This is a genomic window from Nonomuraea terrae (assembly GCF_044465245.1).
In the GTDB taxonomy this organism is placed as follows: domain Bacteria; phylum Actinomycetota; class Actinomycetes; order Streptosporangiales; family Streptosporangiaceae; genus Nonomuraea; species Nonomuraea terrae.
The window spans coordinates 520,628-543,329 of record NZ_JBITLL010000005.1; the positions used below are offsets into that span (position 1 = coordinate 520,628).

The window sequence follows — 22,702 nt, forward strand, 5'->3', positions numbered from 1 at the left end:
GGTGGGGGCCCGGGCGGCCGTGAGCGGGGCTCACGGCCGGGAACCAGGGGTCAGCGGTTGGCCTCGTGGCCGATGGCCAGGCCGCTCTCCGGGTCGAAGAAGTGCAGGTTGTGCGTGTCGAGGACCAGGTCGATGTTCTGGCCGGGGCGCACGTGGCTGCGGGCGTTGACGCGGGCGGTCCACAGCGACTTGTCGCCCGTCAGCGGCAGCGCCGCCTCCTCGTCGTCGCCCGTGTCGGCGGCGGCGACGGTGTCCTTGTGCTCGACCGGCGGGGCGTCGACGAGGAACAGCACGTTGATCTCAGAGCCCAGCTCCTCGGTGACCTCCGCCTTGACCGGCAGGGTGGCCCAGCCGTTGGCGTTGCTGCCGGCCGAGCCGGCGTCCTCGAAGTCGGACGGGCGGATGCCGAGGATGACCTTCTTGCCGATGTACTGCTCGAGGCCCGGCTTGTCGGTGAGGGTCGACTCGGGGATCGGCAGCTTGATGTCGGCGAAGCTCACCGCGGGGCCGTCGTCGCGGACCAGCTCGGCGGTGACGAAGTTCATCGCGGGCGAGCCCATGAAGCCGGCGACGAACAGGTTGACCGGCTTGTCGAACAGGTTCTGCGGGGTGTCGACCTGCTGCAGGATGCCGTCGCGCAGCACGCAGACGCGGTCGCCCAGGGTCATGGCCTCGACCTGGTCGTGGGTGACGTACACGGTGGTGACGCCGAGGCGCTCGTGCAGCGTGTTGAGCGAGGCGCGCATCGAGACGCGGAGCTTGGCGTCGAGGTTGGACAGCGGCTCGTCCATGAGGAAGGCCTGCGGCTCGCGGACGATGGCGCGGCCCATGGCGACGCGCTGGCGCTGACCACCGGACAGGGCGGCCGGCTTGCGCTTGAGGTAGGCCTCGAGGCCGAGCATCTTGGCGGCGTCGTTGACGCGCTTCTGGATCTCCGGCTTCGGCATCTTGCGGAGCTTGAGGCCGAAGGCGAGGTTCTCCTCCACCGTCATGTGGGGGTAGAGCGCGTAGTTCTGGAAGACCATGGCGATGTCGCGGTCCTTCGGCGGCAGGTGGTTGACCACCTTCTCGCCGATGGAGATCTCGCCGCCGCTGATGTCCTCCAGGCCCGCGATCATCCGGAGCGCGGTGGACTTACCGCAACCCGAAGGACCGACCAGCACCATGAACTCGCCGTCCTTGATCTCAAGGTTGAGCCCGTTCACGGCCTTCACGCCACCGGCGTAGATCTTGTCGACGTTCGTCAGAACGATGGATGCCATGACATTCCTTCGCGATCCTGGGCTGTGGCCCGGCGTTGCTTACCCTGCCCCACTCACGTGGATACGTTTTCAAGCATCTCACCGGAAACGGACATGGGTGTCAAGAGTTCATATGTGACCAGCCGTTGTGACGGTGTTTGCTTCTCGTTTCCGCGGAACCATGATGGAATCGTTTCCATGAGCAGGCGTGCGACGATCAAGGATGTGGCGCAGGCGGCCGGCGTGGGGGTCGCCACCGTCTCCCGCGTGCTGTCGGGCGGCTCGGCCAGCCCGCAGACCAGGGAGCGCGTCCTGGCCGTCGCGGCGCAGCTCGACTACCGGCCCAGCGCGCTCGGGCGCAATCTGCGCCAGCGCCGTACCGGCGGCATGGGGCTGCTCGTCCCCGATCTGACCGACACCTTCTACGGGCAGCTGGCCGAGGGCGTGCTGGCCTGCGCCCGCGCGGCCGGCGAGCCGGTCGTGCTCGGCTCCACGGGCGGCGACCCCGAGCAGGAGGCCGAGCTCATCGGCATGCTGCTGGAGCAGAGCGTCGACCGGCTGATCGCCGTGCCGTCGGGTGACGCGGAGACCTGGTCACCGGCGCTGCGGGCGGGCATGACGGTGGTCTTCGCCGACCGCCTGCCACCCTCCGTGCCGTCGGCCGAGGAGGAGGACGGCGCGGCACGCGCGGTCGACGACCTCCTGCTGCTCGACGGCCTGCCGCCCGCGCCGCAGTCGCGCCCGCTCGACGTGCCGTCCGTGGTGGCCGACGACCGCGCCGGCATCCGTACGGCCGTCCGCTACCTGCGGGGGCTCGGTCACCGGCGCATCGCGTTCCTGGGCGGGCCCGGTCACGACCGGCGGGCGGCGGCGTTCCGCGAGGCGGTGGGCGAGCCGGTGGACGAGGAGCTGGTCGTGTTCGGCACGGGCAGCCGCGACTCGGCGTACGCGGCCGCCTCCGGGCTGTTCCAGAGCAGCCCCGACCTGTCGGCGGTGCTCGCCGGCGGCAACGTGCTCGGCGAGGCGGCGGTGCTCGCCGCCCGCGAGCTCGACCTGCGGGTGCCGCAGGACGTGTCGCTGATCATGTACGACGACGTGCCGTGGGCTGAGCTGTGCTCCCCGCCGCTGACCGTGATCGCCCAGCCGGGTCGCGACATGGGCTACCGGGCGGCCGAGCTGGTGCTGCGGTCGGGCGGCCGGCGCCCGCGCGGCGTGGTGCTGCCCACGGAGCTGATCGTCCGCGGCAGCTGCGGCCCACGCCGCTCCTGGTGATCCGCCGCCGATCAGTTCACCAGCACGATCTTTCCCCGGGCGTGCCTGGTCTCGCTCAGCTCGTGCGCGGCAGCGGCCTCGGTCAGCGGGAACGCCGCCGCGACCGGGATCCGTAGCCGGCCCTGCTCGGCGAGCGCGACCGCGATGCCGAGGCCGTGCAGCGCCGGCGGGTCGGCGGTGGCCCCGATGGCCGCGCCCGACTCGTCGGCCAGCGCCGTCTGCGACATGTGCACGCCGTGGGCCGCGGCGGCGAAGTCGGCGATCGTCACCACGCGCGACGGGTCCCCGGCGATGGCGATCAGGTCGGGCAGCGCTCCTCCGGCGCAGTCGAACACCGCGTCCACCCCCTCAGGAGCGAGCGCGCGGACCCGTTCCGCCAGCCCCGGCCCGTACGTCGTCGGCTCCGCGCCGAGGGAACGCAGGAAGTCGTGGTTGTGCTCGCCGGCCGTGCCGATGACGGTGGCGCCGCGGGCGACCGCCATCTGGACGGCGACCGTGCCCACCGCACCGGCCGCGCCCTGCACCAGCACGGTGTGCCCGGCGCCGACCGCGAGCCGGTCGAGGACCCGGGTGGCCGTCTCGACGCCGCCCGCGGCGCCGCCGGCCTCCTCCCAGCTCCACGCGGCCGGTTTGGGCGCCCAGGCGGCCAGGACCGCGTGGTCGGCGTTGGCGCCGCGCGCGCTCAGGTCCGTCAGGCCGAACACCTCGTCACCGACGCCGACGCCCGTCACACCCTCGCCGACCTCGTCCACCACGCCCGCCGCTTCGACCCCGGTCCGGTACGGGAACGTCGTCGGCACCACGTCACGCAGCATCCCGGACCTGAAGTACGTCTCCCCCGCCGAGATCCCGGACGCCCGTACGGCGACGCGGATCCTCCCCGCTCCGGCGTGCGGCTCCTCGACCTCGGCGACATGCACGACGCCGGGCGGTCCGTACTCGGAAAACTGAACAGCTCTCATGCGCCGCACCGTAGCGGAACACCCCGTCCGTTTGACTAAAGTGAGAGCGGTGACGGCCGAAGTGAGTCAACAGCTGCGCTCCGACGCCCGCGACAACCGCGCGCGCATCCTCGCGGTCGCCCGCGCGGCCTTCGCCGCCGAGGGTCTCGACGTGCCGATCAGGGAGATCGCCCGGCGCGCGCAGGTGGGCCCCGCGACCGTCTACCGGCACTTCCCCACCAAGGAAGCGCTGTTCGGCGCGGCCTTCGCCGAGTCGTTGGCCACCTGCTCGGCGAGCATCGAGGAGGGCCTGGCGGCGGCCGACCCGTGGCGCGGGTTCTGCCAGGTGATCGAGAAACTCATGGAGGCGAACGCCCTCGACCAGGGCTTCTCCCGTGCCTTCACCTCGCGGCTTCCCCCGGCGGTCGACTACTTCACCGCCGACCGCGACCGGGCGCTGCGGCTGCTGGTCGTGCTCATCCGGCGGGCGAAGGAGGCGGGCGGCCTGCGGGCGGATTTCGTGCTGGAGGACATGATCCTGGCGATGATGGCCAACGACGGCATCCGCGCCGAGTCCCCCGAGATGAGAGTGGCGGCCTCGCGTCGCCTCGCCGCCCTGATGATCCAGTCGTTCCGGGCGGACCCCGTCCCTGAGCCGCTTCCGCCGGCCGTCCGGCTGCCGCTCTCCGCCCGTTAGCTCAGCGGGCGCCGGTGTAGCGGCGGGGCAGGATCATGACCGGGTTGTCGTCGAGGATCACCTCGGGCGGGCCGAAACCGGCCGCGACCTCGCGGATCTCCGGCTCGTCCAGGAGGAGCAGGCGGCCGTGCTCGATGAACACCTCGCCGTCGGCGATCACGGTCGGCCGGTCCACCTGGCAGTCGCAGTGCGCGAAGCCGGGCCCCGTCGTGACCGGCTCGCCGTCGGTCAGGCCGTCGAGGCCGCAGTAGAACGCTCCGGCGTGCTTCTCGCGCTCGAACTGGGTGCCGCCCGCGAGGCGGACCTTCGGGTTCAGCCCGATCAGGCCGTGCCGCATGTAGAAGCCGCCCGGCGCGTACCTGCGCAGCTGGGCGGCGGCGGCTCCGCCCTCGATCTTGCGGACCAGGTTGCCTTCGAGCGTGATGCGCAGGGGCTCCTCCGGCACGCCGGTCACCGTGGAGTCCTCCACGACGAGCACGCCCTCGGTGTCGGACGGCCAGAAGTTCGCGCCCCCGTACGGGAAGGGCCGCCAGTCGCCGGGGCGCATGGCGCCGGGGTCGGGGTCGAAGGTGAACCCCGAGAACGTCACGTCCGTGCCGCGCGCGGACGTCACCCGGATCTCCCGCGCCGCCGACAGCTGCCGCAGGGTCCGCTCCAGCAGCGCGTAGAAGACCTCGGCGGGCAGCCGGCCGCCGGTCAGCAGCGCGCCGGCGGTGGCGGTCATGTGCAGCGACAGGAAGCGGGACGAGCGCGACTTGATCTGGTCGAAGAACAGCGGCGCGGTGTGCACCTCGCCCCACCAGGTGCCGCTGATCACGACGTCGGCCTCGTGGAAGGCGGCCGTCTCGATCGCGTACGACGCCTCGCGGTCCCACCCGCCCGGGCTGAACGGCGGCACGGACAGGATGCGCACGTCGGCGTCACGCAGAGCCGCCGCCGCCGCGATGGCCTGCACGACGACCGGGTCGACGGTGTGCTCCATCATGAGCAGCACCCGCTCGCCGGGGACCAGCCGGACGTACTCGCACAGGTTGCGCACGCCTGGCATCAGCTCGACGATCGAGTACGGCGCCACGGCGGGCTCGGCGACGTAGCTGAAGGGCGATCCTGCGTACGGGTTGATCGACATCGCACTCCCTGGCTTCGGAGACCGGCGCCAGCACCGATACCCCCGAATCGGCTACGCCGCGCACTTTCTCGGCTACTCCGCGCGGCGATTTGACTCTGGTGGATGCGGCTTACCCTCCGCGAGCAAAGCGGTTTACCGTCACGTCGGTGGACTTTTGTCCGGCTCGTCCCCCCTAGAGTTTCCTTCTGTGCTGTACGGCAGAGAGACGGAGATCGCCGCCATCGACGAGCTGATCTCCCGGGCGCGGGACGGCGCGGGCGGCGCGCTGGTGTTGCGGGGCGAGGCGGGCGTGGGGAAGACGGCGCTGCTGGATCTGGCGGCGTCCCGGGGCGGGCCGATGAAAGTGCTCGGCGCCACCGGGGTCGAGGCCGAGTCGGATCTGGCCTTCGCCGCGCTCCACCAGGTGCTGCGGCCGGTGGCCGGGCTGCTGGACGCGCTGCCGGAGCCGCAGCGCGAGGCGGTGCGCGGCGCGCTGGGGCTGGCCGGCTCCGGAGATCGGTTCCTGCTGGCGGCCGGGGTGCTGTCGCTGCTGGCCGAGGCCGCCGCGCCCGGCGGGCTGGTCTGCGTGGTGGACGACTTCCAGTGGGTGGACCGCGCCTCGGCCGACGCGCTGCTGTTCGCCGCCCGGCGGCTGGGCACGGAACGGATCGCGATGCTGCTGACCGTACGCGGGGACCTGCCCGTCAAGGGCGTGCCGTCGCTGGAGGTCGGCGGCCTGCCGGAGGCGGCGGCGGCCGAACTGCTGGACGCCGGCGCGACGATCGCGGCCGGGGTGAAGCAGCGGCTGGTGGCGCTGACCGCGGGCAACCCCCTGGCCCTGCGCGAGACCGTACGGCGGCTGAGCCCCGCCCAGCTCGACGGGCGCGAGCCGCTGCCGGACCCGTTGCCGGGCGGCAGCCGGCTCTTCGGCGAGCAGGTGGCCGCGCTGCCGGGACCGGCCCGGCAGGTGGCGCTGCTCGCGGCGCTGGACGGCGATCTCGGCCTGGTGCTGCGCGCCGGCGGCCGCCTGGGCGCGGGCCGGGAGGCGCTGGACGAGCTGGAGGCCGCCGGGCTGGCCCGCGTCACGGGCACGTCCGTGCGCTTCCGCCACCCTCTCGTCCGGTCGGCGGTGTACGAGTCGGCCCCGCCCGCCGTACGCCGCGACGCCCACGCGGCGCTGGCCGCGGTGGCCGAGGGCGACCGTCGCGCGCGGCATCTGGCGGCGGCGGCGCTCGGCCCCGACGAGGCCGTCGCCGGCGCGCTCGCGCGGGCCGCCGCCCGGGCCCGCGACCGCGGCGGGTACGGCGACGCCGCCACCGCCCTGACCAGGGCCGCCGAGCTCACCCCCGAACCGCTCACCCGCGCCGCGCGGCTGACGGACGCCGCCGTCGCCGCCTGGCTCGGCGGGTTGCCCGGGCAGGCCGAGTCGCTGCTGGCCGAGGCCCGCGAGCACGCCGGGGACGACGCCGCCCTCGGCACGGAGATCGCCCAGTTGCGCGGCCGGTTGGAGCTGAACTCCGGCAGCGCCGCCGAGGCCGTGCGCATCCTGTCGGCGGGCGGCAGCCTCGGCATGCTGGCCGACGCCTCGGAGGCGGCCTCGTACGTGGGCGACACGGCGGCCATGATCGAGCTCGGGCGGCGCGCGGAGGCGTACCCGGAGGGGTTCCTGCGTGACGTGGTCGCCGGGATCGGCGCGATGCTCGGCGGGCACAGCGGCGGGCACAGTGACGGGCACAGCGGCGGGCACGGCCTGCTGAGGCGGGCGCTCGCGCGCACCGGGGAGCTGCGGGAGGCGGCGGAGTTCCTGTGGGCGACGGCCGCGGCCAGCTACCTGGGCGAGGCCGACCTGTCGGCCGAGCTGGCCGCGCGGGCCGGGCGGGTGGCCAGGGTGTCGGGCATGACCGGGCAGCTGCCGGTGGTGCTGGAGTTCGTCGCCACGGCCGAGCGCATCGCGGGGCGGCCGGCGGAAAGCCAGGCGATCTCGGAGGAGGGGCTGGAGCTGGCCCGCGAGGCCGGGTACGCCAACACGGTGGCCGCCCACCTGGCCAACCTCGCCGTGTGCGCGGCGCTGCGGGGTGAGGAGGAGACGTGCCGGCGGCACGCCCAGGAGGCGCTGGCCATCGCCCTCCCCCACCGGGTGGGGCTGCGCGTGAGCGTGGCGGCGTACGCGCTGGGGATGCTCGACCTGGGGCTGGGGCGGTACGCCGCGGCGCACGACCGGTTCACCGCGCTCGTGGCCGCGGGCCCGGGAGCCGGACATCCGACGACGGTGTGGCGCACGACCCCCGACCGGATCGAGGCCGCCGTCGGCGCGGGCGACACGGACAGCGCGCGGGCGGCGCTGGAGGCGTACGAACGGTGGTCGGCGCACGCCGCGACGGCGGAGTCGCGCGCCCTGCTCGCCCGCTGCCGCGCCCTCGTGTCCGCGTCGGAGGAGGGTTCGCAGGAGGGGTTCGCGGAGGCGCTGCGGCTGCACGCCAACCCGTACGAGGCGGCCAGGACCGGGCTGCTGCTGGGCGAGCGGCTGCGCCGCGCGCACCGGCCCGCCGAGGCGCGCCCGCATCTGCGGGCGGCGCTGGAGACGTTCCGGCAGGCGGGGGCGGAGCCGTGGGCGCGGCGCGCGCACGCCGAGCTGCGCGCCGCCGGCGAGAGCGCCGAGGCCCCGGCCGGGTCCGCGCTGGACGCGCTGACCCCGCAGGAGCTGCGCATCGCCGGCCTGGTCGCCGACGGCCTGTCCAGCAAGGAGATCGCCGCCCGGCTCTTCCTCAGCCCGCGCACGGTCGAGTACCACCTGTACAAGATCTATCCGAAGCTCGGCATCGGTACCCGTACGGAACTGGCGCGGCTGGTAGTTCTACGGAAGGCACCGGCGGCCGGTGTCGGCAAGCTGTGAGTCATGCAAATCAACGTGTGGAGCGAAGAGTTCGGCGCCGTCACGGACACGCCGATCCTGCTGGTCATGGGGTCGATGTCGCAGGGGGTCCTGTGGCCGGACGAGTTCGCCGGCAGGCTCGCGGCGGGCGGCCGGCGGGTGATCCGGTACGACCACCGCGACACCGGCAAGTCGGACACCGTCGACTTCGACCGGGACCCGTACACCTGGGACGACATCAAGGACGACGTGCTGCGCGTGCTGGACGCGCACGGCCTGGACAGCGCGCACCTGGTGTGTCATTCGGCAGGCGGGCTGCTCGGGCAGCTGCTCGCGGTGGAGCGGCCCGAGCGGGTGCGCACGCTCACCGTCATCGGCTCCTCGCCGCTCGGCGGCGGTGAGGGCGCGGTGATCATGCGGGCGTTGATGGGGGAGCCACAGCCGGAGGGCAGCCTGCCGGAGCCCACCCCCGAGTTCGTGGACTTCTTCCGGCGGCTCATCACCTCGCCGCCCCCCGCCGGCCGGCGCGAGCGCATCGACCTCATGATCGCCGAGCAGCGGGTGCTGCACGGCACCGGGCTGCCGTTCGACGAGGACGCCGCCCGCCGCCTGCAGGAACGCATCCATGACCGGGCCCGCGACCTCGACGCCGCGGCCAACCACCGCCGGGCCGCGGCGGCCCGGCCTGATTTCGAGCCGGTGGGCGTGCTACACCAGGTCAAGGCGCCCACCCTGGTGATCGAGGGCACCCACGAGCCCGCCAAGCCGGGCCACGGCGCGCTCATCGCCGAGCAGATCCCCGGAGCGCGGCTCCTGATGATCGACGGCATGGGCCACACCCTGCCGCCCGAGGTCCACGAGGCCCTGGCCACGGCCATCCTCACCCACACGACGGAGTGACGGACCACCGTCAGTGCGACGTCGGCGGCCTTCCGGGGCAGCCGGCCGGCCCCGCCCTCCCGCCCGCCCCTGCCAGGGCGGGCGGGCGCGTCTTCGCGTCGAGGATCCGAGCCCGCGGCGGACGGTCAGAGGAGTTTCTCGATCGCCGCGGTGACGGCCGGGTCGTCCGGGGTGGTGCCGGGGCGGAAACGGGCCACGACGCGGCCGTCCCGGTCCACCAGGAACTTCTCGAAGTTCCACTGCACGTCCCCCGCCTCACCGCTCTCGTCCGGGGTCTGGGCGAGCCGCTCGTACAGGGGGTGGCGGCCGGGGCCGTTCACGTCGGCCTTGGCCAGGAGCGGGAAGTCCACGCCGTACGTCGCGGCGCAGAACTCCTGGATCTCCTCCGCAGTGCCGGGCTCCTGGCCGGCGAACTGGTTGCACGGCATGCCGATCACCGTGAAGCCGCGTGGTCCGTACGCGCGCTGGAGCTCGACGAGGCCGGCGTACTGCGGGGTCAGGCCACATCGGGACGCCACGTTGACGATCAGAGCGGCCTGGCCGGCCGTCAGCTCCCCGAGGGTCGTGGAAGCGTCCGCGAGCGTGCGGAGCGGGATGTCGTTGAGACTCATCCTCCGACACTACAGAACCAGTAAACCCACGATTGTGACATAGCCCTCAATTTCACCATGAAGGCACTGGAAAAGCATATATCGGGATCTTTACTGACGATCCACCTTTTCATGGTCAATTCGCAGTAAAGGTTACCTATCGGGCAATGTGGCGCGGTCCCCTGAACCCCTTCGAAAGGGAACCCGCATGCCCATGCTCCGCCGTACCGGCGTCCTGGTCCTCACCGCCACCCTCGTGGCGGCGGGCGGCGCCCCGGCCGCACAGGCGCAGAGCTCCCAGAGCAGTGTCAGGAACAAGTCCCTCGCCAAGCCCATGGTGTCCGAGCGAGGATGGAGCACGGCCCAGTACAGGTGCCTGGTGAAGCTCTGGCACCGCGAGAGCGGCTGGAACCACCGCGCCGCCAACGGCTCGTCGGGCGCCTACGGCATCCCCCAGGCGCTTCCCGGGCACAAGATGGCCTCCTCGGGACGCGACTGGCGGACCAACCCCCGCACCCAGATCAAATGGGGCCTTCGTTACATCAAGCAGCGGTACGGCACGCCGTGTCGCGCCTGGGGCCACTTCCAATCCCACCGTTGGTACTGAGCCAAACCCCAGACTTGCCCGCTTTTTCCGCCACGGCCCGCCCAATCAGGCGGCGGACCGGGCAAACCCGGCCCTGCGAGAGGGCCTTTCACCCGCAACGATCACACAAACACCTGTCCTTCGCGTGTCACGAGATGTGACGCTCCGTGACCGCGCGTATTAGGAATCGTGCTAGAGGACACGTCGTGGTGCCCTCCGGGCCGCCCAGCACGATCGGGCGGAACAGGATCCCGGAGGGCCGCGCGGACCCTCCGCGTCCGAGCCACGGACGCGGACCGGCACAGGCGCCGCTTGGCGGCGCCCGTCCGCACGCGACCCGACAGCAAGGATCGATTTGGACAGCAAACGTGCGCTGAGCAGCACTATCATCACCGTCACCGCATGCGCCACCCTGGGCGCCACGGCTCCGGCCAGGGCCGAGCCGGGCGAGTCACCGGTCAAGACCCGGGTCTGGACGACGTCGGCGCAGCCCAAGTTCGCCGGGGTCAGACCCGCCGACAGGAACAAGAGAATCGCCCTGGACCACGTCGTCCGCCGCTCCTGGAACTACCGGGAGTTCCGTTGCCTGGACAACTTGTGGACCCGGGAGAGCGGCTGGAACCACCGGGCGCACAACCGCTCGTCGGGAGCGTACGGCATCCCGCAGGCGCTCCCTGCGGGCAAGATGCGCATCTCCGGCCGCGACTGGAGGTCGAACCCTGATACACAGATCCGGTGGGGCCTGGCCTACATCAAGGGCAGGTACGGCAAACCGTGCGGCGCCTGGGGCCACTTCAGATCGCACAACTGGTACTAGCGGGCTCCGGAGGGCATCCGGAACAGCTCACCGGGTGCCCTCCCGACGCCCCGCATGCGCCTCCATCGCCTTGATCAGCAACTCCAGCCCGAACTCGAACTCGGCCTCGTGGTCACACGCCGACAGCAGCCCCGCCAGCGCGCTGACCTCGGGGAACAGCTCCGGATCGACCCCCTCCGCGGTGAGCGGCCTGGCCTGCGCGAACGCGGGCGTCAGGCCGACCTCCCTCAGCAGCGACCCCACCACGTACGCGATGAACATCCGCAGCATCCGCACCGCGTCGGCGCCCTCGAACCCGGCGCCGCGCAGCGTGGCCAGCGCCCGCTCGACCGGCAGCAGACCGGCGGCGGAGTGGAGCTGGCGGCTGACCACGAGCATCGTGCAGCGCGGATAGTCGTGGGCGATCTGGCGGAACGCCCGCGCCTGCACGCGCACCCGGTCGCTCCAGTGCGCGCCCGGGTCGTCGGTGAACTCGATCCGGTTCAGCACCGTCTCGGCCACCGCCCCGAGCAGGGCGTCCTTGTTGGGCACGTGGTTGTAGAGCGACATCACGCCCACGCCCAGCTCGGCGGCGATGCGCCGCATGGAGACGGCGTCGGCGCCCTCCCGCTCGATGAGCCCGACGGCCGCGGTGACGATGCGGCCTCGGGTGAGGGGCTCGCTGGGCATAGCTCATTCTAGGTACGCGCCGCTCACCTCTGCGGGTTCGCGGAGGTCGCGGTCGCCGAGGGAGAGGGCGCCGGTGAGGCCGACGTCCCGGCCTCGGGCTCACCGTCCTCCTTCTCCTCCTCGGGTTTCTTCTCCGGCTCAGGACGGCAGGACGATCGGCAGCCGCCGAACCGGGACGAGTCGATCGGGACGAACTCCGACGGCGGCACCGTCCGCAGCGCCGCGATCATCGTGTCCCGCCAGATCGGCCCCGGGATCGTGGCGCCCTGGACGGCGCCGTAGTAGCGGCCGCCGATCGTCACGCCCGTCAGCTTGTACCGCTGGGAGCCGCGCGGGTCGCCGAGGCTCACCGCGCTCGCCAGGTCGGGCGTGAAGCCGGCGAACCAGGCCGCCGCGTAGTCGTCGGTCGTGCCGGTCTTGCCCGCGGCGTCGCGGCCGATGCCGCCGTACCCGCTCATCGTCCCCTGGGTGAAGACCCCGGACAGCACGTCGGCGGCGGCGTCCGCGATGGGCGGCTCCAGCGCCTGCCGGCACTTGGGGCGGTAGCGGGTGGTGCGGCCGTCGCGGTCGGTGATCCGCGTGATCGCCATCGGGGCGCAGTACTCGCCGCGCGCCGCGATGGCCGCGTACGCCCCGGCCAGCGTCACCGGGTCCATCTCGTTGATGCCGAGGGTGAACGTCTCGAACTCGCGCAGCTTCTTCCCGTCGGCGCGCCGCACGCCGAGGGCCTTGGCGGTCTTGACGGTGTCGCAGAGCCCGACCCGCTCCTCCAACTCCATGAAGAACGTGTTCACGGAGGCCCAGGTGCCGGTGCGCAGCGACTTCCAGCCGGGCGAGCCCTCGTCGTTGGTGACGGTGTGGCTGGGGTCGCCGATGTTCGAGCCCGCGCAGGTGCGGAACGTCGAGTACGCGGGCGCCCGGTAGCCGGCCCCTGCCTCCAGGCCGTCGTCCAGCCGCAGGCCCTCCTTCAGCGCCGTGATCAGGGTGAACGTCTTGAAGGTGGACCCGGCCTGGAACCCGGCCCCGCCGCCGTGCGCGGCGTCGGCGACGACGTTGTAGGAGATCTCGTTCTCGTCGGCGTCCGCCCCGAAACGGCGGCTCGCGGCCATCGCCTTGATCGCTCCCGTGCCGGGCTCGACCAGGGCCTCGGAGGCGACCGGCCGGTCGGAGGCGCGGACGTAGCGCTTGATCGCCCGGTCGGCGGCGGACTGCATGGCCGGGTCGAGGGTGGTCTCGATGGTCAGGCCGCCGCGGTTGAGCCTGGCCAGCCGGGCCTCGGCCGTGGCGCCGAAGGCGGGGTTGCCCAGGATCTCATGCCGGACATACAGGCAAAAGTACGGATATTTGCTGGCTTCGCAGCCTCCGGGGAGCTTGGTGCCTTTGTAGCCCAGCTTGGCGGCCTTCGCCGTCGCCGCCTGCTCCTTCGTGATCTCGCCCAACTCGGCCATCCGGTCGAGGACGACGTTGCGCCGTTTCAGCAGCCGCTCCCGCTGCTGCGTGCCGAGGTTGGGGTCGGTGGCGTTCGGGTCCTGCACGGCGCCGGCCAGGGTCGCGGCCTGCGGCAGGGTCAGCTCGGCCGCCGAGATACCGAAGAAGCGCCGGGCGGCCGCCTCCACACCGTACGCACTCGCCCCGAAGTACGCGATGTTCAGATATTTCTCGAGAATCTGGTCCTTGGTGTACTTCTTCTCGATCCCCATGGCGTACCGCAACTCGTTGAGCTTGCGCGCGTACGTCGGCGCCAGGGCGGCGTCCCGCTCCTGCTGCGTCTCGGCCGAGTTGAGCAGCACCTGCTTGACGTACTGCTGCGTGATGCTGGAGCCGCCCTGGCTCACCCGGCCCGACTGCAGGTTCGTGGCCAGCGCGCGCAGCGTGCCCTCGAGGTCGATGGCGCCGTGCTCGTAGAAGCGGAAGTCCTCGATGGCCACGATCGCGGTGCGCATGACCGGAGCGATCTCGTCCAGGCCGACGACCTCGCGGTACTCCTCGTAGAAGCGGGCGATCACGCCGCCGTGCGCGTCCCGCACGATGGTGACCTCGGCCGGCGGCGGCTCGCGCAGGTCGGCGGGCTTGAGGTTCACCTCGTTCGCGGCGGCCATGAACCCGGCCCCCGCGCCGCCCACGGTGGGCAGCGCGATGGCCGCGAGCAGGACGCCCGCCGCCGCCCCCGAGGCGGCGAGCCGTAGGATCTGCGTCCCCCGTGGCGTCATCAGAGCCTGCCGAGCCCGCGGGCGAGGATGGAGGCGGTGTCGGCGAGGGCCTTGTCCTGGGCGGCGGCGCCGGCCGTGCGGCCGTTGGTGTAGACCGCCATGATGACGGGCGCGGCGCCCTTCTTCGGCCAGGCGACGGCGATGTCGTTGGCGGTGCCGTACGTGCCGCCCGTTCCGGTCTTGTCGCCGACGATCCACGAGGCGGGCAGCCCGGCGCGGATGCGGGCGTCGCCGGTGGTGTTGGCGACGAGCCAGCCGTTGAGCCGCTCGCGGTCCTTGGCCGGCAGCGCGTCGCCGGCGGTGACCAGGCGCAGGTCGCGGGCGATGGCCGCGGGCGTGGTGGTGTCGCGCTTCTCCTTGGGGCTCCAGTCGTTCAGCTCGGTCTCCCAGCGGTCGAGGCGGGAGATCGGGTCCTTCAGCGTGCGGAAGTAGCGCGTCAGGCCGGCGGGACCGCCCAGCTGCTTGAGCAGCATGTTGGCGGCCGTGTTGTCGCTGCGGGTGATCGCCGCGTGGCACAGCTGCGCGACCGTCAGCCCGTCCTTGACGTGCTTCTCGGTGATCGGGGAGTTCGGCTTGAGCTCGGCGGCCGTCCACGTGACGACCTTGTCCATGAGGCCGGGCTCGCTGGTGCGGGCCTTGTGCAGCACGGCCGCGGCGGCCATCGCCTTGAACGTGGAGGCCAGCGCGAACCGCTCCCCCGACCGGTGGCCGATCGTCCGGCCGGTGGCGGTGTCGATGGCGTACGCGCCGATCCGGACCCCGAGCGACCGCTCCAGGTCGCGCAGTTCCTTCTTGGCCTGGGCCGCACCGGACAGCGCCTGCACGTCCCGCACGGCGGCGGGGGCCGCGGCGGCCGGGCCCGCCGTGACGGCCCCGCCCGCGAGGAGGGAGCCCGTGAGAAGGGAGATCGTCAGAACGGCCGCTTCCAGCGCGGCCGTGCGGCGGCGGGCGCGGAGGTCTCGCATGTCGAATCCTTACTGTCGTCTGCCGTGATCCGTCAGAGGTCAGGAGCAAAGCAGATGCGATCAGTCGATGTCTAATAGCGATATCACAAACAGATCCATATCCGTTTGCGCATGACACCAGGTCAGACGGGGTCTTTGCGGATTCTCGCCAAGATCATCACGCCTGCGGTGAACAGGCCGCCGGCGTGCAGGCACAGCGTCGCCACGATGCCGATGCGGTCGCCGAGCACGCCCGCGAGCGCCATGCCGAGCAGCGAGGTGGCGGCCTGGGCGCCGCCGAGGAGGCCGAAGAGCGCGCCCCGGCGGCCGTCCGGGACACTGCGCTGCGCGAGCGTGGTCAGTCCCGCCATCGCGGCGGCGGCCGGGACCCCGGCCACGACGATCAGCACGAGCGCGGGCCACAGCGCCGGCCACGCGAGGGGGTAGACGAACAGGGCCAGGTCCGCCAGGCCGAAGACCACCGTCCCCCAGCCCAGCAGCGCACGCGGGGAGGTGGCGCCCGGCCAGGCGGCGACCGCGAGGCCGCCGGCGATCCCGCCGACCGCCTGCACCGACAGGAACAGCCCGTACGCGTCCCCGGCCCCGCCGAGCACGCCGGCCACGAACGGCGCCGCCAGCGTCGCGAAGATCCCCTCCCCCAGCCCCGTGATCACCATGTACGCCAGGAGCGGCCGCACAGCCGCGTCCCGCAGCCCCCACCCCCACGCCCCGCCCGCCGGGCCCCGTTCCCGGGCGGGCGCCGGCTCCGCGACCGGCGGGCGCACCCGCCACAGCAGCAGCGCCGACAGCAGGAAACTGGCCACGTCGATCCAGACGACGGCGGCCAGGCCGCCCGCCTCGACCGCGACCCCGCCGGCCATCGCCCCCAGCAGCCGGGCGACCTGGCCGCTCTGGCCGTGCAGGGCGTTGGCCCGGACGAGCTGCGCCCCGGTGACGAGTTGCGGCAGCAACGCCTTCTGCGCCGGTACGAGCACCGTGCCGAGCACGCCGGTCACCAGCGCGACGGTGTAGACGATCCACACCTGGCCGGGTTCGCGTACCGCGAGAAGGGGCAGCAGCGCGACCGCGAGCAGCAGGTCCGCGGCGACGAGCAGGCGGCGGCGGTCCCAGCGGTCGGCCAGCGCCCCGGCGGCCGGGCCGAGCACGACGTCCGGCAGCCGCGAGACCAGCAGCATCGTCGCGGTGGACAGCGCCGAGCCGGTGAGCTGGTAGACGTGGAAGGCCAGGCCGGTGCTGATCGCCCAGTCGCCCGTCTGCGAGATCAGCCCCGCCGCGAGCAGCCGCCGGTAGTCCGGGTTTCCCGCGAGCAGCCGCCTCATCCGGCGCTCATACGGGCGCCCATCCCGGCCCTCATCCCAGTGCCCCTACGGGCGCCCATCCCGGCCCTCATCCCAGCGCTCATTCCGGGCGGCCGGTCGGTGGGAGCGGGACCACCAGCCGCGTCAGCAGCACGGGCCGGGCCCCCTCGGGCCGGTCCGACGGGTCGAACACCCGCGCCATCAGCGGCTCCAGCAGCCCCTTGAGCGCCTCGCCGAGCGCCGCGATCTCCTCAGGCGTCGCGTAGACGTAGCTGTTGCCGATGCCGCCGGCGTTCCGCCACTCGCCGGTCTCGTCCTGGCGGCGGCGCTGCCATTCGACCAGCCGCGACAGCGCCCGCTCGGCCATGACCCGCTCCAGCAGCCCCCGGGCGGCCGAGGTCTCGGAGCCCGGCTCGGCGTCGGACCACTCCTGGACGGCCTCGGTCACCTGCCACGGCCGCTCGCGCTCGTCGCGCGCCTCGGCCTGCTCCACGAAGCCGTACCTGGCCAGCTGCCGCAGATGGTACGAGGCCAGCGCCTGGCTGATGCCGACCTCGCGGGCGGCCTCGGCGGCCGTGGCCGGCCCCCCGCGCAGCAGCAGCTCGTGCAGCGCCAGCCGGACGGGATGGGCGAAGGCCCGCATCGCCGCCGGGTCGTCGAGCACCCGTCGCGGCCCCAAGGATTCCAAAGACATGCTGGGGATCATCAAGCCCAGGCAAAGAGAAGTCAAGGACCTCTTTGGGATACACCGGCGAACAGACGGATGCCGTCCGAAACCTTCCGGTCACGCCACGTGGCCGAGTGCTTGGGTAGGGTCAATGACATGCGTCTCCTCAAGAACCGGCTCGTGCCTCTGGCCGTCGTGACCGCCGGCGTGCTCGCCGCCGGTTGCAGCGACGTCAACAACACCATCGACCGTGCCCAGGCATGCCTGGAAGCGCCGAAGATCATGACGGAGCTGGTCGCCGACATAGCAAACCTGACCAACGACCCACAGGCCATGGACAAGGCCATCGACGACGCCGCGTCCAAGCTCAACGGGGTGGCCGACACGGCCTCCAACACCACGCTCAAGGAGGCCTCCGACCAGCTCGCCACGACGCTGACCGGCATCACCGTCAACGACGTCAACGACACCGTCGACGCGGCCCAGAAGGTGGGCACCGAGGCGACCGCGTACGCGCAGAAGGTCGCACAGGCCTGCGGGGGCGGCGGCTGACCGCAATCCCAACATCTCTAGGGGAAATGGGGCCGAATTACGGTTTTCCCATGGAACCCGACCCGCGTTTCACCTTGGCCAACGAACGCACCTTCCTCACCTGGCTGAGCACGGCGCTGGCGCTCAGCGCGGGCGGGGTGGCCATGGCGGCGGTGCCGGCCGACGTGTTCGTGCCGTGGATCCGCACCGCGCTGGCCGTGGTGCTGGTGAGCCTGTCGGCGCTGGCGGCGGGCATGGCCTACCCCCGCTGGCGCAACATCCAGCGCGCCCTGCGCGCACAGGAGCCGCTCCCGCCCCCGGCGCTCGCCGCCGTCTTCGGCTACGGCGTCGCCTTCGTGGCGGTGGCGGCACTCGTCCTCATCATCGTGTCCGCCCGCACGTGAGCGCGGCATGAACGCCGAGGACGAGGTCTGGGATCGCGGCCTGCAGAGCGAGCGCACCCGGCTGGCCTGGGTGCGCACCGCGGTGGCCCTGTCCACCGCCGGGCTCGGCGCGGCCGGGCTGTCCCTCAGGCACGGCCTGCCGGAGATCGGCGCCGCCGGCTTCGCGCTGGCGGCGCTCTGCGGCGGCGTGCTGCTGATCAGGACCAGGCTGCGGTTCCGCCGGGTGCAGGAGGCCCTGCACGCCGGCCGGCCGCTGGACGACGACCTCGACGCGCGGTTCGCCTGGCTCGGCACGTTGTGCCTGGTCGCGGGCGCGTTCACCTTTGTGCTCACCCTTCGGTGACCCCCGTCGCGAGAGCGCGGCAAGGAGGACTCGGACGAAGGGGTGACCTCATAACTAGAGATCCACCGGACCGTGCCCTTCGAGTGCCGACGGTGCTGGCACGTGTGGGAAGAGCACTACATCGTCAGGCGCATCGATGACCACCACGGCAACGAGGGCGAGGTCTGGCTACCGGCCGGCGTGCAGGTGCCACCGCCGTCGTCGGGCGCCGGCTGCCGAGGTGCGGCTGCGAGCAGGCCACCACGTTCCCGGACGGCTACCTGGCGCACCACCCGGAGGCGGTCCCGCCGCCCGAGCCGCCCGCTCCCGACCCGACGCCGCCGCTCAGCCCAGTGCGACGGCCGGTGCGAAGGCCAGCGTACTGACCCATAACTTGACACATGGTGAGCATTCCATAACTAACAGTGTCACAAGCCCGTCTTGAAGGGCGTAGGAGACCGGACGGACACTCAGGGCGCGAACGGCGATCCGGGGGGTGGTCCGAGTGCTGGACGGGTTCGAGACCCGCGAGATGTGGCCCTACGAATGCCTGCGCTGCTTATACGTCTGGGAAGAGGAGTTCGTCGTCAGACGCCTCTGTGACGCCTACGGCAAGCGCGCGGAGATCTGGCTCAGCGCGGGAGTGCCGGTGCAGCCGCCGTGGGCGGGCACCTCATGCCCGAGCTGCGGTGCGCACCACCTGACGTGGTTTCCCAGCGGGTATCTGGCCCGCCACCCCGAGCTCGTCGCCGAGCCCGAGCCGGGGCCGGCGCCGGTGTTCGCACCGGCGCCGGTGTCCTGGCCGGACAGTGCGCCCGCCGCCCGGCGGAGCAAACTGCCCGGCCGGTTGCTGATCGCGTTCGGCGTCCCGCTCGCCCTGTTCCTCGGGTACGAGCTGTACATCATCGCGGCGGCGCACGCGGGCCATTAGCTGAGGCTCTCCAGCCACGCGCGGTGCAGCCCGGCGAACCGGCCGGAGGCCGCGATGAGCTGGGCGGGCGGCCCGTCCTCGACGATGCGGCCGCGCTCCATCACCAGCACCCGGTCGGCGATCTCCACGGTCGACAGCCGGTGCGCGATGATGAGCGCGGTCCGGTCGGCGAGGATCGTGCGCAGCGCGCGCTGCACGAGCCGCTCGCTCGGCACGTCGAGGCTGGAGGTGGCCTCGTCGAGGATGAGCACCGCCGGGTCGGCGAGGAACGCCCGGGCGAACGCGACGAGCTGGCGCTGCCCGGCCGACATGCGGCCGCCGCGCTTGCCGACCTCGGTGTCGTAACCGTCGGGCAGCGAGGAGATGAACTCGTGCGCGCCGATGGCCTTGGCGGCCTCGCGCACCTGGCGGTCGGTGGCGTCAGGGCGGCCGAACCGGATGTTGTCGGCGACCGTACCGCTGAACAGGAAGTTCTCCTGCGTCACCATGACCACGGCCTGGCGCAGCGTCGGCTCGTCGAGATCGCGCAGGTCGACGCCGTCGAGCAGCACGCGGCCGCCGGTCGGGTCGTAGAAGCGGGAGATCAGCTTGGCCAGCGTCGTCTTGCCCGCGCCCGTCGCGCCGACCAGCGCCACGCTCTGCCCGGCCGGGATGGTCAGGTCGAGGCGCGGCAGGATCGGCATCTCCTCGACGTAGGCGAACCTGACGTCGTCGAAGCGCACCTGACCACGGGCCCGGCCGCCCGGCAGCGCGGCGGGCTCGCTCGGCTCGGGCACCCCGGGCTCCTCCTCCAGGACGCCCGAGAGCTTCTCCAGCGCCGCGCCCGCCGACTGCAGGGTGTTGTAGAACTGGCTGACCTCCTGCATCGGCTCGTAGAACTGGCGCAGGTAGAGCAGGAAGCCGGCCAGGGTGCCGACCTCGACCTCGCCCTGGATCGCCAGGTGGCCGCCGTAGAGCAGCACCGCGCCGATCGTGAAGTTGCCGATCAGCTTGATGCCGGTCATGAACGTCGCGCCGAGCTGCATGCTGCGCGCGTTCGCCGCACGGTAGTCGTCGTTGAGCTGCTCGAAGATCTCCTGGTTGCGCGGCTGCCTGCGGAAGGCCTGCACCGCGCGGATGCCGGTCATCGACTCCACGAAGTGCACGATGACGAGCGCCACCGTCTCGCGCGTGCGCCGGTAGACGATCGTGGACTGCTGCCGGAACCAGCGGGTGAACACCAGCAGGATCGGGATCGGCACCAGCGCGACCAGGCCGAGGTGCACGTCCAGGACGAGCAGCAACACGGCCGTGCCGACCATGGTGAACACGGCCTTGACCAGCGCGTCGAACCCCGACTGCAGCAGCTCGGCGATCGACTCGATGTCGGAGGTCAGCCGCGAGATCACCCGGCCGGAGGTGTAGTTCTCGTGGAAGCTCAGCGACAGCCGCTGGAAGTGGTCGAACACCCGTCGGCGCAGCTCCAGCAGGACGCTCTGGCCGATGGTGCCCGCCAGGCGCAGGAACGCCTGCCGGGTGATCGCCTGAGTGACGGCCGCGCCCACGATCACCCCGACCACGGTCAGCAGCACACGGGGGCCGTCGCCGTTCGTGATCGGCGGGATGCCCTCGTTGATGCCGATCGCCACCAGGAAGGGGATCGACAACCCGGCCGCGTTGGAGACCACGATGATCGCCACGAGCAGCGCGATCTTCTTCCGGTGCGGCGCCAGTAAGTCGCCGAGCAGCCGCCGCGAACGGGCCCGCAGCAGGACGGAGACCTTCTCGGACAGCTCGTCCTGGTCCTCGGCGGCGACGCCGCGCCACGATCCGGCGGACTGCTGGGTCTCGGGAGCGGTCGCGGTCATCGCAGAGCCCCTTCCGCCGCGTCGTCGAAGTCGGCGTCCTGCGCCAGCAGCTCGCGGTATTCGGGCACCCGCGCCAGCAGCTCGTGGTGCTTCCCGACGTGCGTGATGGTGCCGCCGCGCAGCAGCGCCACCTTGTCGGCCAGCAGCACCGTGGAGGCGCGGTGGGCGACCACGATGCCGGTCGCCTCGCGCAGCACGTGCCGCAGCGCCTCCTCCACCAGGGCCTCGGTCTCGACGTCGAGCGCCGACAGGGTGTCGTCGAGCACCAGGATGCGCGGCTTGCTCAGCACGGCCCTGGCCAGGGCGAGCCGCTGGCGCTGCCCGCCGGACAGCGACAGGCCCTGCTCGCCGATGCGGGTGTCGAGTCCCCACGGCAGGTCGTAGACGAACATGGCCTGCGCGGTCTGGATCGCGTCGGCCAGCTCCTCCTCGGTGGCGTCGGCCCGGCCGAGCATGAGGTTCTCCCGCACGCTCATGGAGAACAGCGTCGGCTCCTCGAACGCGGTGGCCACCACCGAGCGCAGCGTGCTCAGGTCGAGGTCGCGGATGTCGTGGCCGTCGATCGTGATGCGGCCGGAGGTGGGGTCGATCAGGCGCGGCACGAGCGCGGTCAGGGTGGTCTTGCCCGCCCCGGTGGCGCCCACGACGGCGACCGTCTCACCGGGCCGGACGTCGAGCCGGACGTCGTGCAGCACCGGCTCGTCGGAGTCGGGGAAGCGGAACCCGACGCCTTCGAAGCGCAGGTGGCCGCGCGGCTCGTCGATGGTCTCGGTGCCGCCCTCGATCGAGGGGACGGTGTCCAGGACCTCCATGACGCGGTCGGCGGAGGTCATCGCCTCCTGCCCCATGGCCAGGATGTAGCCGAGGCTCGCGATGGGCCACACGAGCTGGAGCATCAGCGTGGTGAAGGCGACCAGCGCGCCCAGCGTCAGCCCGCCCGTGCCGACGGCCAGCGCGCCGAGCAGCAGCACCATGGCCAGCGTGATGTTGGGGATGATCTCCAGGAAGGAGAAGAACCGCGCCGACAGCCTGACCTTGTCCATCGAGGTGCCGTACACCTTGAGCGCGGCGTCGTCGTAGCGGTCGTAGACGTGGTGCCGGCGGCCGAAGGCCTTGATCGTGCGGATGCCGATCGCGGACTCCTCGACGAACGTGGCGAGGTCGCCCTGCTCGTCCTGGACCTGGCGGGAGATCCTGATGTAGCGCTTCTCGAAGCGCAGCGAGGTCCAGACGATCGGCACGGCCGAGGCGGCCACGAGCAGCCCGAGCGGCCAGTACTTGTTCAGCAGCAGCACGATGACTGTGACGACCTGCAGGATGTTCATGACCAGGAAGAGCATTCCGAAGCCCAGGAAGCGCCGGATGGTCGACAGGTCGGTGGTGGCCCGTGACAACAGCTGACCTGACTGCCAGTCGCCGTGGAAGGCCATGGGCAGGCGCTGCAGGTGGGCGTACAGGTCGTTGCGGATGGCGGTCTCCAGGCCGAGGACCGGCTTGACCTGGAGCCACCGCCTCAGGAAGATCAGCATGGCCTCGACCACGCCGACGCCGATGGCGAGCAGCCCGAGCGGGAGCAGCGCGCCGGTGTCGCCCTGGGCGACGGGGCCGTCGACGACCCTCTCGATGATGAGGGGCAGCGAGATGGCGGCGGCGATGCCGACGATCGCCATCAGCCAGATGAGCACCAATCTGACGACGTAGGGGCGGAGATACGACTTCATCCGCCACAGGGAGTTGGAGGAGAGCAGGGGACGGCGAGGTATGTGCGTATCGGGAGGCATCCCCACCAGATTAGTACGGCGAATCAACCGATTTTCAGTGACCTCAAGGTGGG

At 72.1% G+C, this 22,702-nt stretch carries 21 protein-coding genes; 10 read left to right on the forward strand and 11 right to left on the reverse strand.

Features of this window, described 5'->3' with window-relative positions; genetic code table 11:
* Positions 1 to 50: 50 nt before the first annotated feature.
* Positions 51 to 1,262 carry an ABC transporter ATP-binding protein gene (locus ACIBP6_RS26180; RefSeq protein ID WP_132616644.1) on the reverse strand — a complete coding sequence of 404 codons (1,212 nt, stop codon included), beginning with the start codon at positions 1,260 to 1,262 and terminating at the stop codon, positions 51 to 53.
* A 177-nt stretch (positions 1,263 to 1,439) separates the two neighbouring features.
* On the opposite strand from ACIBP6_RS26180, the gene ACIBP6_RS26185 reads away from it, so the two are divergent.
* A complete protein-coding gene (locus ACIBP6_RS26185) occupies positions 1,440 to 2,513 on the forward strand; it encodes a LacI family DNA-binding transcriptional regulator (RefSeq protein ID WP_397056200.1) in 1,074 nt (357 codons plus the stop codon).
* Between the two features lie 11 nt (positions 2,514 to 2,524).
* Here the strand turns inward: ACIBP6_RS26185 and ACIBP6_RS26190 are convergent, their stop codons facing one another.
* A complete protein-coding gene (locus ACIBP6_RS26190) occupies positions 2,525 to 3,475 on the reverse strand; it encodes an NADP-dependent oxidoreductase (protein ID WP_397056202.1) in 951 nt (316 codons plus the stop codon).
* Positions 3,476 to 3,524: 49 nt separating this feature from the next.
* Here ACIBP6_RS26190 and ACIBP6_RS26195 point away from each other — a divergent pair, with 49 nt between their 5' ends.
* Positions 3,525 to 4,151, forward strand: a complete 627-nt coding sequence (locus ACIBP6_RS26195; protein WP_397056204.1) for a TetR/AcrR family transcriptional regulator — start codon at positions 3,525 to 3,527, stop codon at positions 4,149 to 4,151.
* A gap of 1 nt (position 4,152) precedes the next feature.
* Here the strand turns inward: ACIBP6_RS26195 and ACIBP6_RS26200 are convergent, their stop codons facing one another.
* Complete coding sequence (locus tag ACIBP6_RS26200; protein ID WP_397056206.1) at positions 4,153 to 5,280, reverse strand: hypothetical protein; 1,128 nt, start codon at positions 5,278 to 5,280, stop codon at positions 4,153 to 4,155.
* 187 nt (positions 5,281 to 5,467) lie between these two features.
* Here ACIBP6_RS26200 and ACIBP6_RS26205 point away from each other — a divergent pair, with 187 nt between their 5' ends.
* Together ACIBP6_RS26205 and ACIBP6_RS26210 are read left to right on the forward strand one after the other, a co-directional pair.
* Complete coding sequence (locus ACIBP6_RS26205) at positions 5,468 to 8,152, forward strand: helix-turn-helix transcriptional regulator (protein WP_397056208.1); 2,685 nt, start codon at positions 5,468 to 5,470, stop codon at positions 8,150 to 8,152.
* A gap of 3 nt (positions 8,153 to 8,155) precedes the next feature.
* Positions 8,156 to 9,031: an alpha/beta fold hydrolase gene (locus ACIBP6_RS26210; RefSeq protein WP_397056210.1), complete on the forward strand. Its 876-nt coding sequence runs from the start codon at positions 8,156 to 8,158 to the stop codon at positions 9,029 to 9,031.
* Positions 9,032 to 9,156: 125 nt separating this feature from the next.
* Here the strand turns inward: ACIBP6_RS26210 and ACIBP6_RS26215 are convergent, their stop codons facing one another.
* Entirely contained in the window at positions 9,157 to 9,642 is a 486-nt protein-coding gene (locus ACIBP6_RS26215) for a glutathione peroxidase (RefSeq protein ID WP_397056212.1), read from the reverse strand.
* A gap of 187 nt (positions 9,643 to 9,829) precedes the next feature.
* On the opposite strand from ACIBP6_RS26215, the gene ACIBP6_RS26220 reads away from it, so the two are divergent.
* Positions 9,830 to 10,228: an aggregation-promoting factor C-terminal-like domain-containing protein gene (locus ACIBP6_RS26220; RefSeq protein ID WP_397056213.1), complete on the forward strand. Its 399-nt coding sequence runs from the start codon at positions 9,830 to 9,832 to the stop codon at positions 10,226 to 10,228.
* Positions 10,229 to 10,562: 334 nt separating this feature from the next.
* Positions 10,563 to 11,024, forward strand: coding sequence for an aggregation-promoting factor C-terminal-like domain-containing protein (locus tag ACIBP6_RS26225; protein ID WP_397056214.1), 462 nt, complete (start codon positions 10,563 to 10,565; stop codon positions 11,022 to 11,024).
* 27 nt (positions 11,025 to 11,051) lie between these two features.
* Here the strand turns inward: ACIBP6_RS26225 and ACIBP6_RS26230 are convergent, their stop codons facing one another.
* The 5 genes from ACIBP6_RS26230 to ACIBP6_RS26250 all read right to left on the reverse strand — a co-directional run bounded on the left by ACIBP6_RS26230 (position 11,052) and on the right by ACIBP6_RS26250 (position 16,860).
* Positions 11,052 to 11,693: a TetR/AcrR family transcriptional regulator C-terminal domain-containing protein gene (locus ACIBP6_RS26230; RefSeq protein ID WP_132623276.1), complete on the reverse strand. Its 642-nt coding sequence runs from the start codon at positions 11,691 to 11,693 to the stop codon at positions 11,052 to 11,054.
* Between the two features lie 23 nt (positions 11,694 to 11,716).
* Complete coding sequence (locus tag ACIBP6_RS26235; RefSeq protein ID WP_397056216.1) at positions 11,717 to 13,903, reverse strand: transglycosylase domain-containing protein; 2,187 nt, start codon at positions 13,901 to 13,903, stop codon at positions 11,717 to 11,719.
* The gene (gene bla, locus ACIBP6_RS26240; RefSeq protein WP_397056217.1) at positions 13,903 to 14,868 is read right to left on the reverse strand and encodes a class A beta-lactamase; all 966 of its coding nucleotides are present in this window, start codon (positions 14,866 to 14,868) and stop codon (positions 13,903 to 13,905) included. Before bla ends, ACIBP6_RS26235 begins: the two co-directional genes overlap by 1 nt.
* 122 nt (positions 14,869 to 14,990) lie before the next feature.
* Positions 14,991 to 16,187 carry an MFS transporter gene (locus ACIBP6_RS26245; protein ID WP_397056219.1) on the reverse strand — a complete coding sequence of 399 codons (1,197 nt, stop codon included), beginning with the start codon at positions 16,185 to 16,187 and terminating at the stop codon, positions 14,991 to 14,993.
* 79 nt (positions 16,188 to 16,266) lie between these two features.
* Positions 16,267 to 16,860 (reverse strand): helix-turn-helix domain-containing protein, encoded by a 594-nt coding sequence (locus tag ACIBP6_RS26250; RefSeq protein WP_397056221.1) that lies wholly within the window; start codon positions 16,858 to 16,860, stop codon positions 16,267 to 16,269.
* Between the two features lie 129 nt (positions 16,861 to 16,989).
* Here ACIBP6_RS26250 and ACIBP6_RS26255 point away from each other — a divergent pair, with 129 nt between their 5' ends.
* The 4 genes from ACIBP6_RS26255 to ACIBP6_RS26270 all read left to right on the forward strand — a co-directional run bounded on the left by ACIBP6_RS26255 (position 16,990) and on the right by ACIBP6_RS26270 (position 19,021).
* Positions 16,990 to 17,385, forward strand: coding sequence for a hypothetical protein (locus ACIBP6_RS26255; protein WP_397056223.1), 396 nt, complete (start codon positions 16,990 to 16,992; stop codon positions 17,383 to 17,385).
* Between the two features lie 50 nt (positions 17,386 to 17,435).
* Positions 17,436 to 17,768: a YidH family protein gene (locus ACIBP6_RS26260; RefSeq protein ID WP_132614985.1), complete on the forward strand. Its 333-nt coding sequence runs from the start codon at positions 17,436 to 17,438 to the stop codon at positions 17,766 to 17,768.
* Positions 17,769 to 17,775: 7 nt separating this feature from the next.
* Positions 17,776 to 18,111 (forward strand): DUF202 domain-containing protein, encoded by a 336-nt coding sequence (locus tag ACIBP6_RS26265; RefSeq protein WP_397056225.1) that lies wholly within the window; start codon positions 17,776 to 17,778, stop codon positions 18,109 to 18,111.
* 484 nt (positions 18,112 to 18,595) lie between these two features.
* A complete protein-coding gene (locus ACIBP6_RS26270; protein WP_397056227.1) occupies positions 18,596 to 19,021 on the forward strand; it encodes a hypothetical protein in 426 nt (141 codons plus the stop codon).
* On the opposite strand, the gene ACIBP6_RS26275 is transcribed toward ACIBP6_RS26270, so the two are convergent.
* Both ACIBP6_RS26275 and ACIBP6_RS26280 read right to left on the reverse strand, forming a co-directional pair.
* Positions 19,018 to 20,868 carry an ABC transporter ATP-binding protein gene (locus ACIBP6_RS26275; RefSeq protein WP_397056229.1) on the reverse strand — a complete coding sequence of 617 codons (1,851 nt, stop codon included), beginning with the start codon at positions 20,866 to 20,868 and terminating at the stop codon, positions 19,018 to 19,020. The two genes, ACIBP6_RS26270 and ACIBP6_RS26275, sit on opposite strands and share 4 nt — an antisense overlap.
* Complete coding sequence (locus ACIBP6_RS26280) at positions 20,865 to 22,589, reverse strand: ABC transporter ATP-binding protein (protein WP_397056231.1); 1,725 nt, start codon at positions 22,587 to 22,589, stop codon at positions 20,865 to 20,867. The genes ACIBP6_RS26275 and ACIBP6_RS26280 overlap by 4 nt, the downstream gene beginning before the upstream one ends.
* Positions 22,590 to 22,702: the final 113 nt, after the last annotated feature.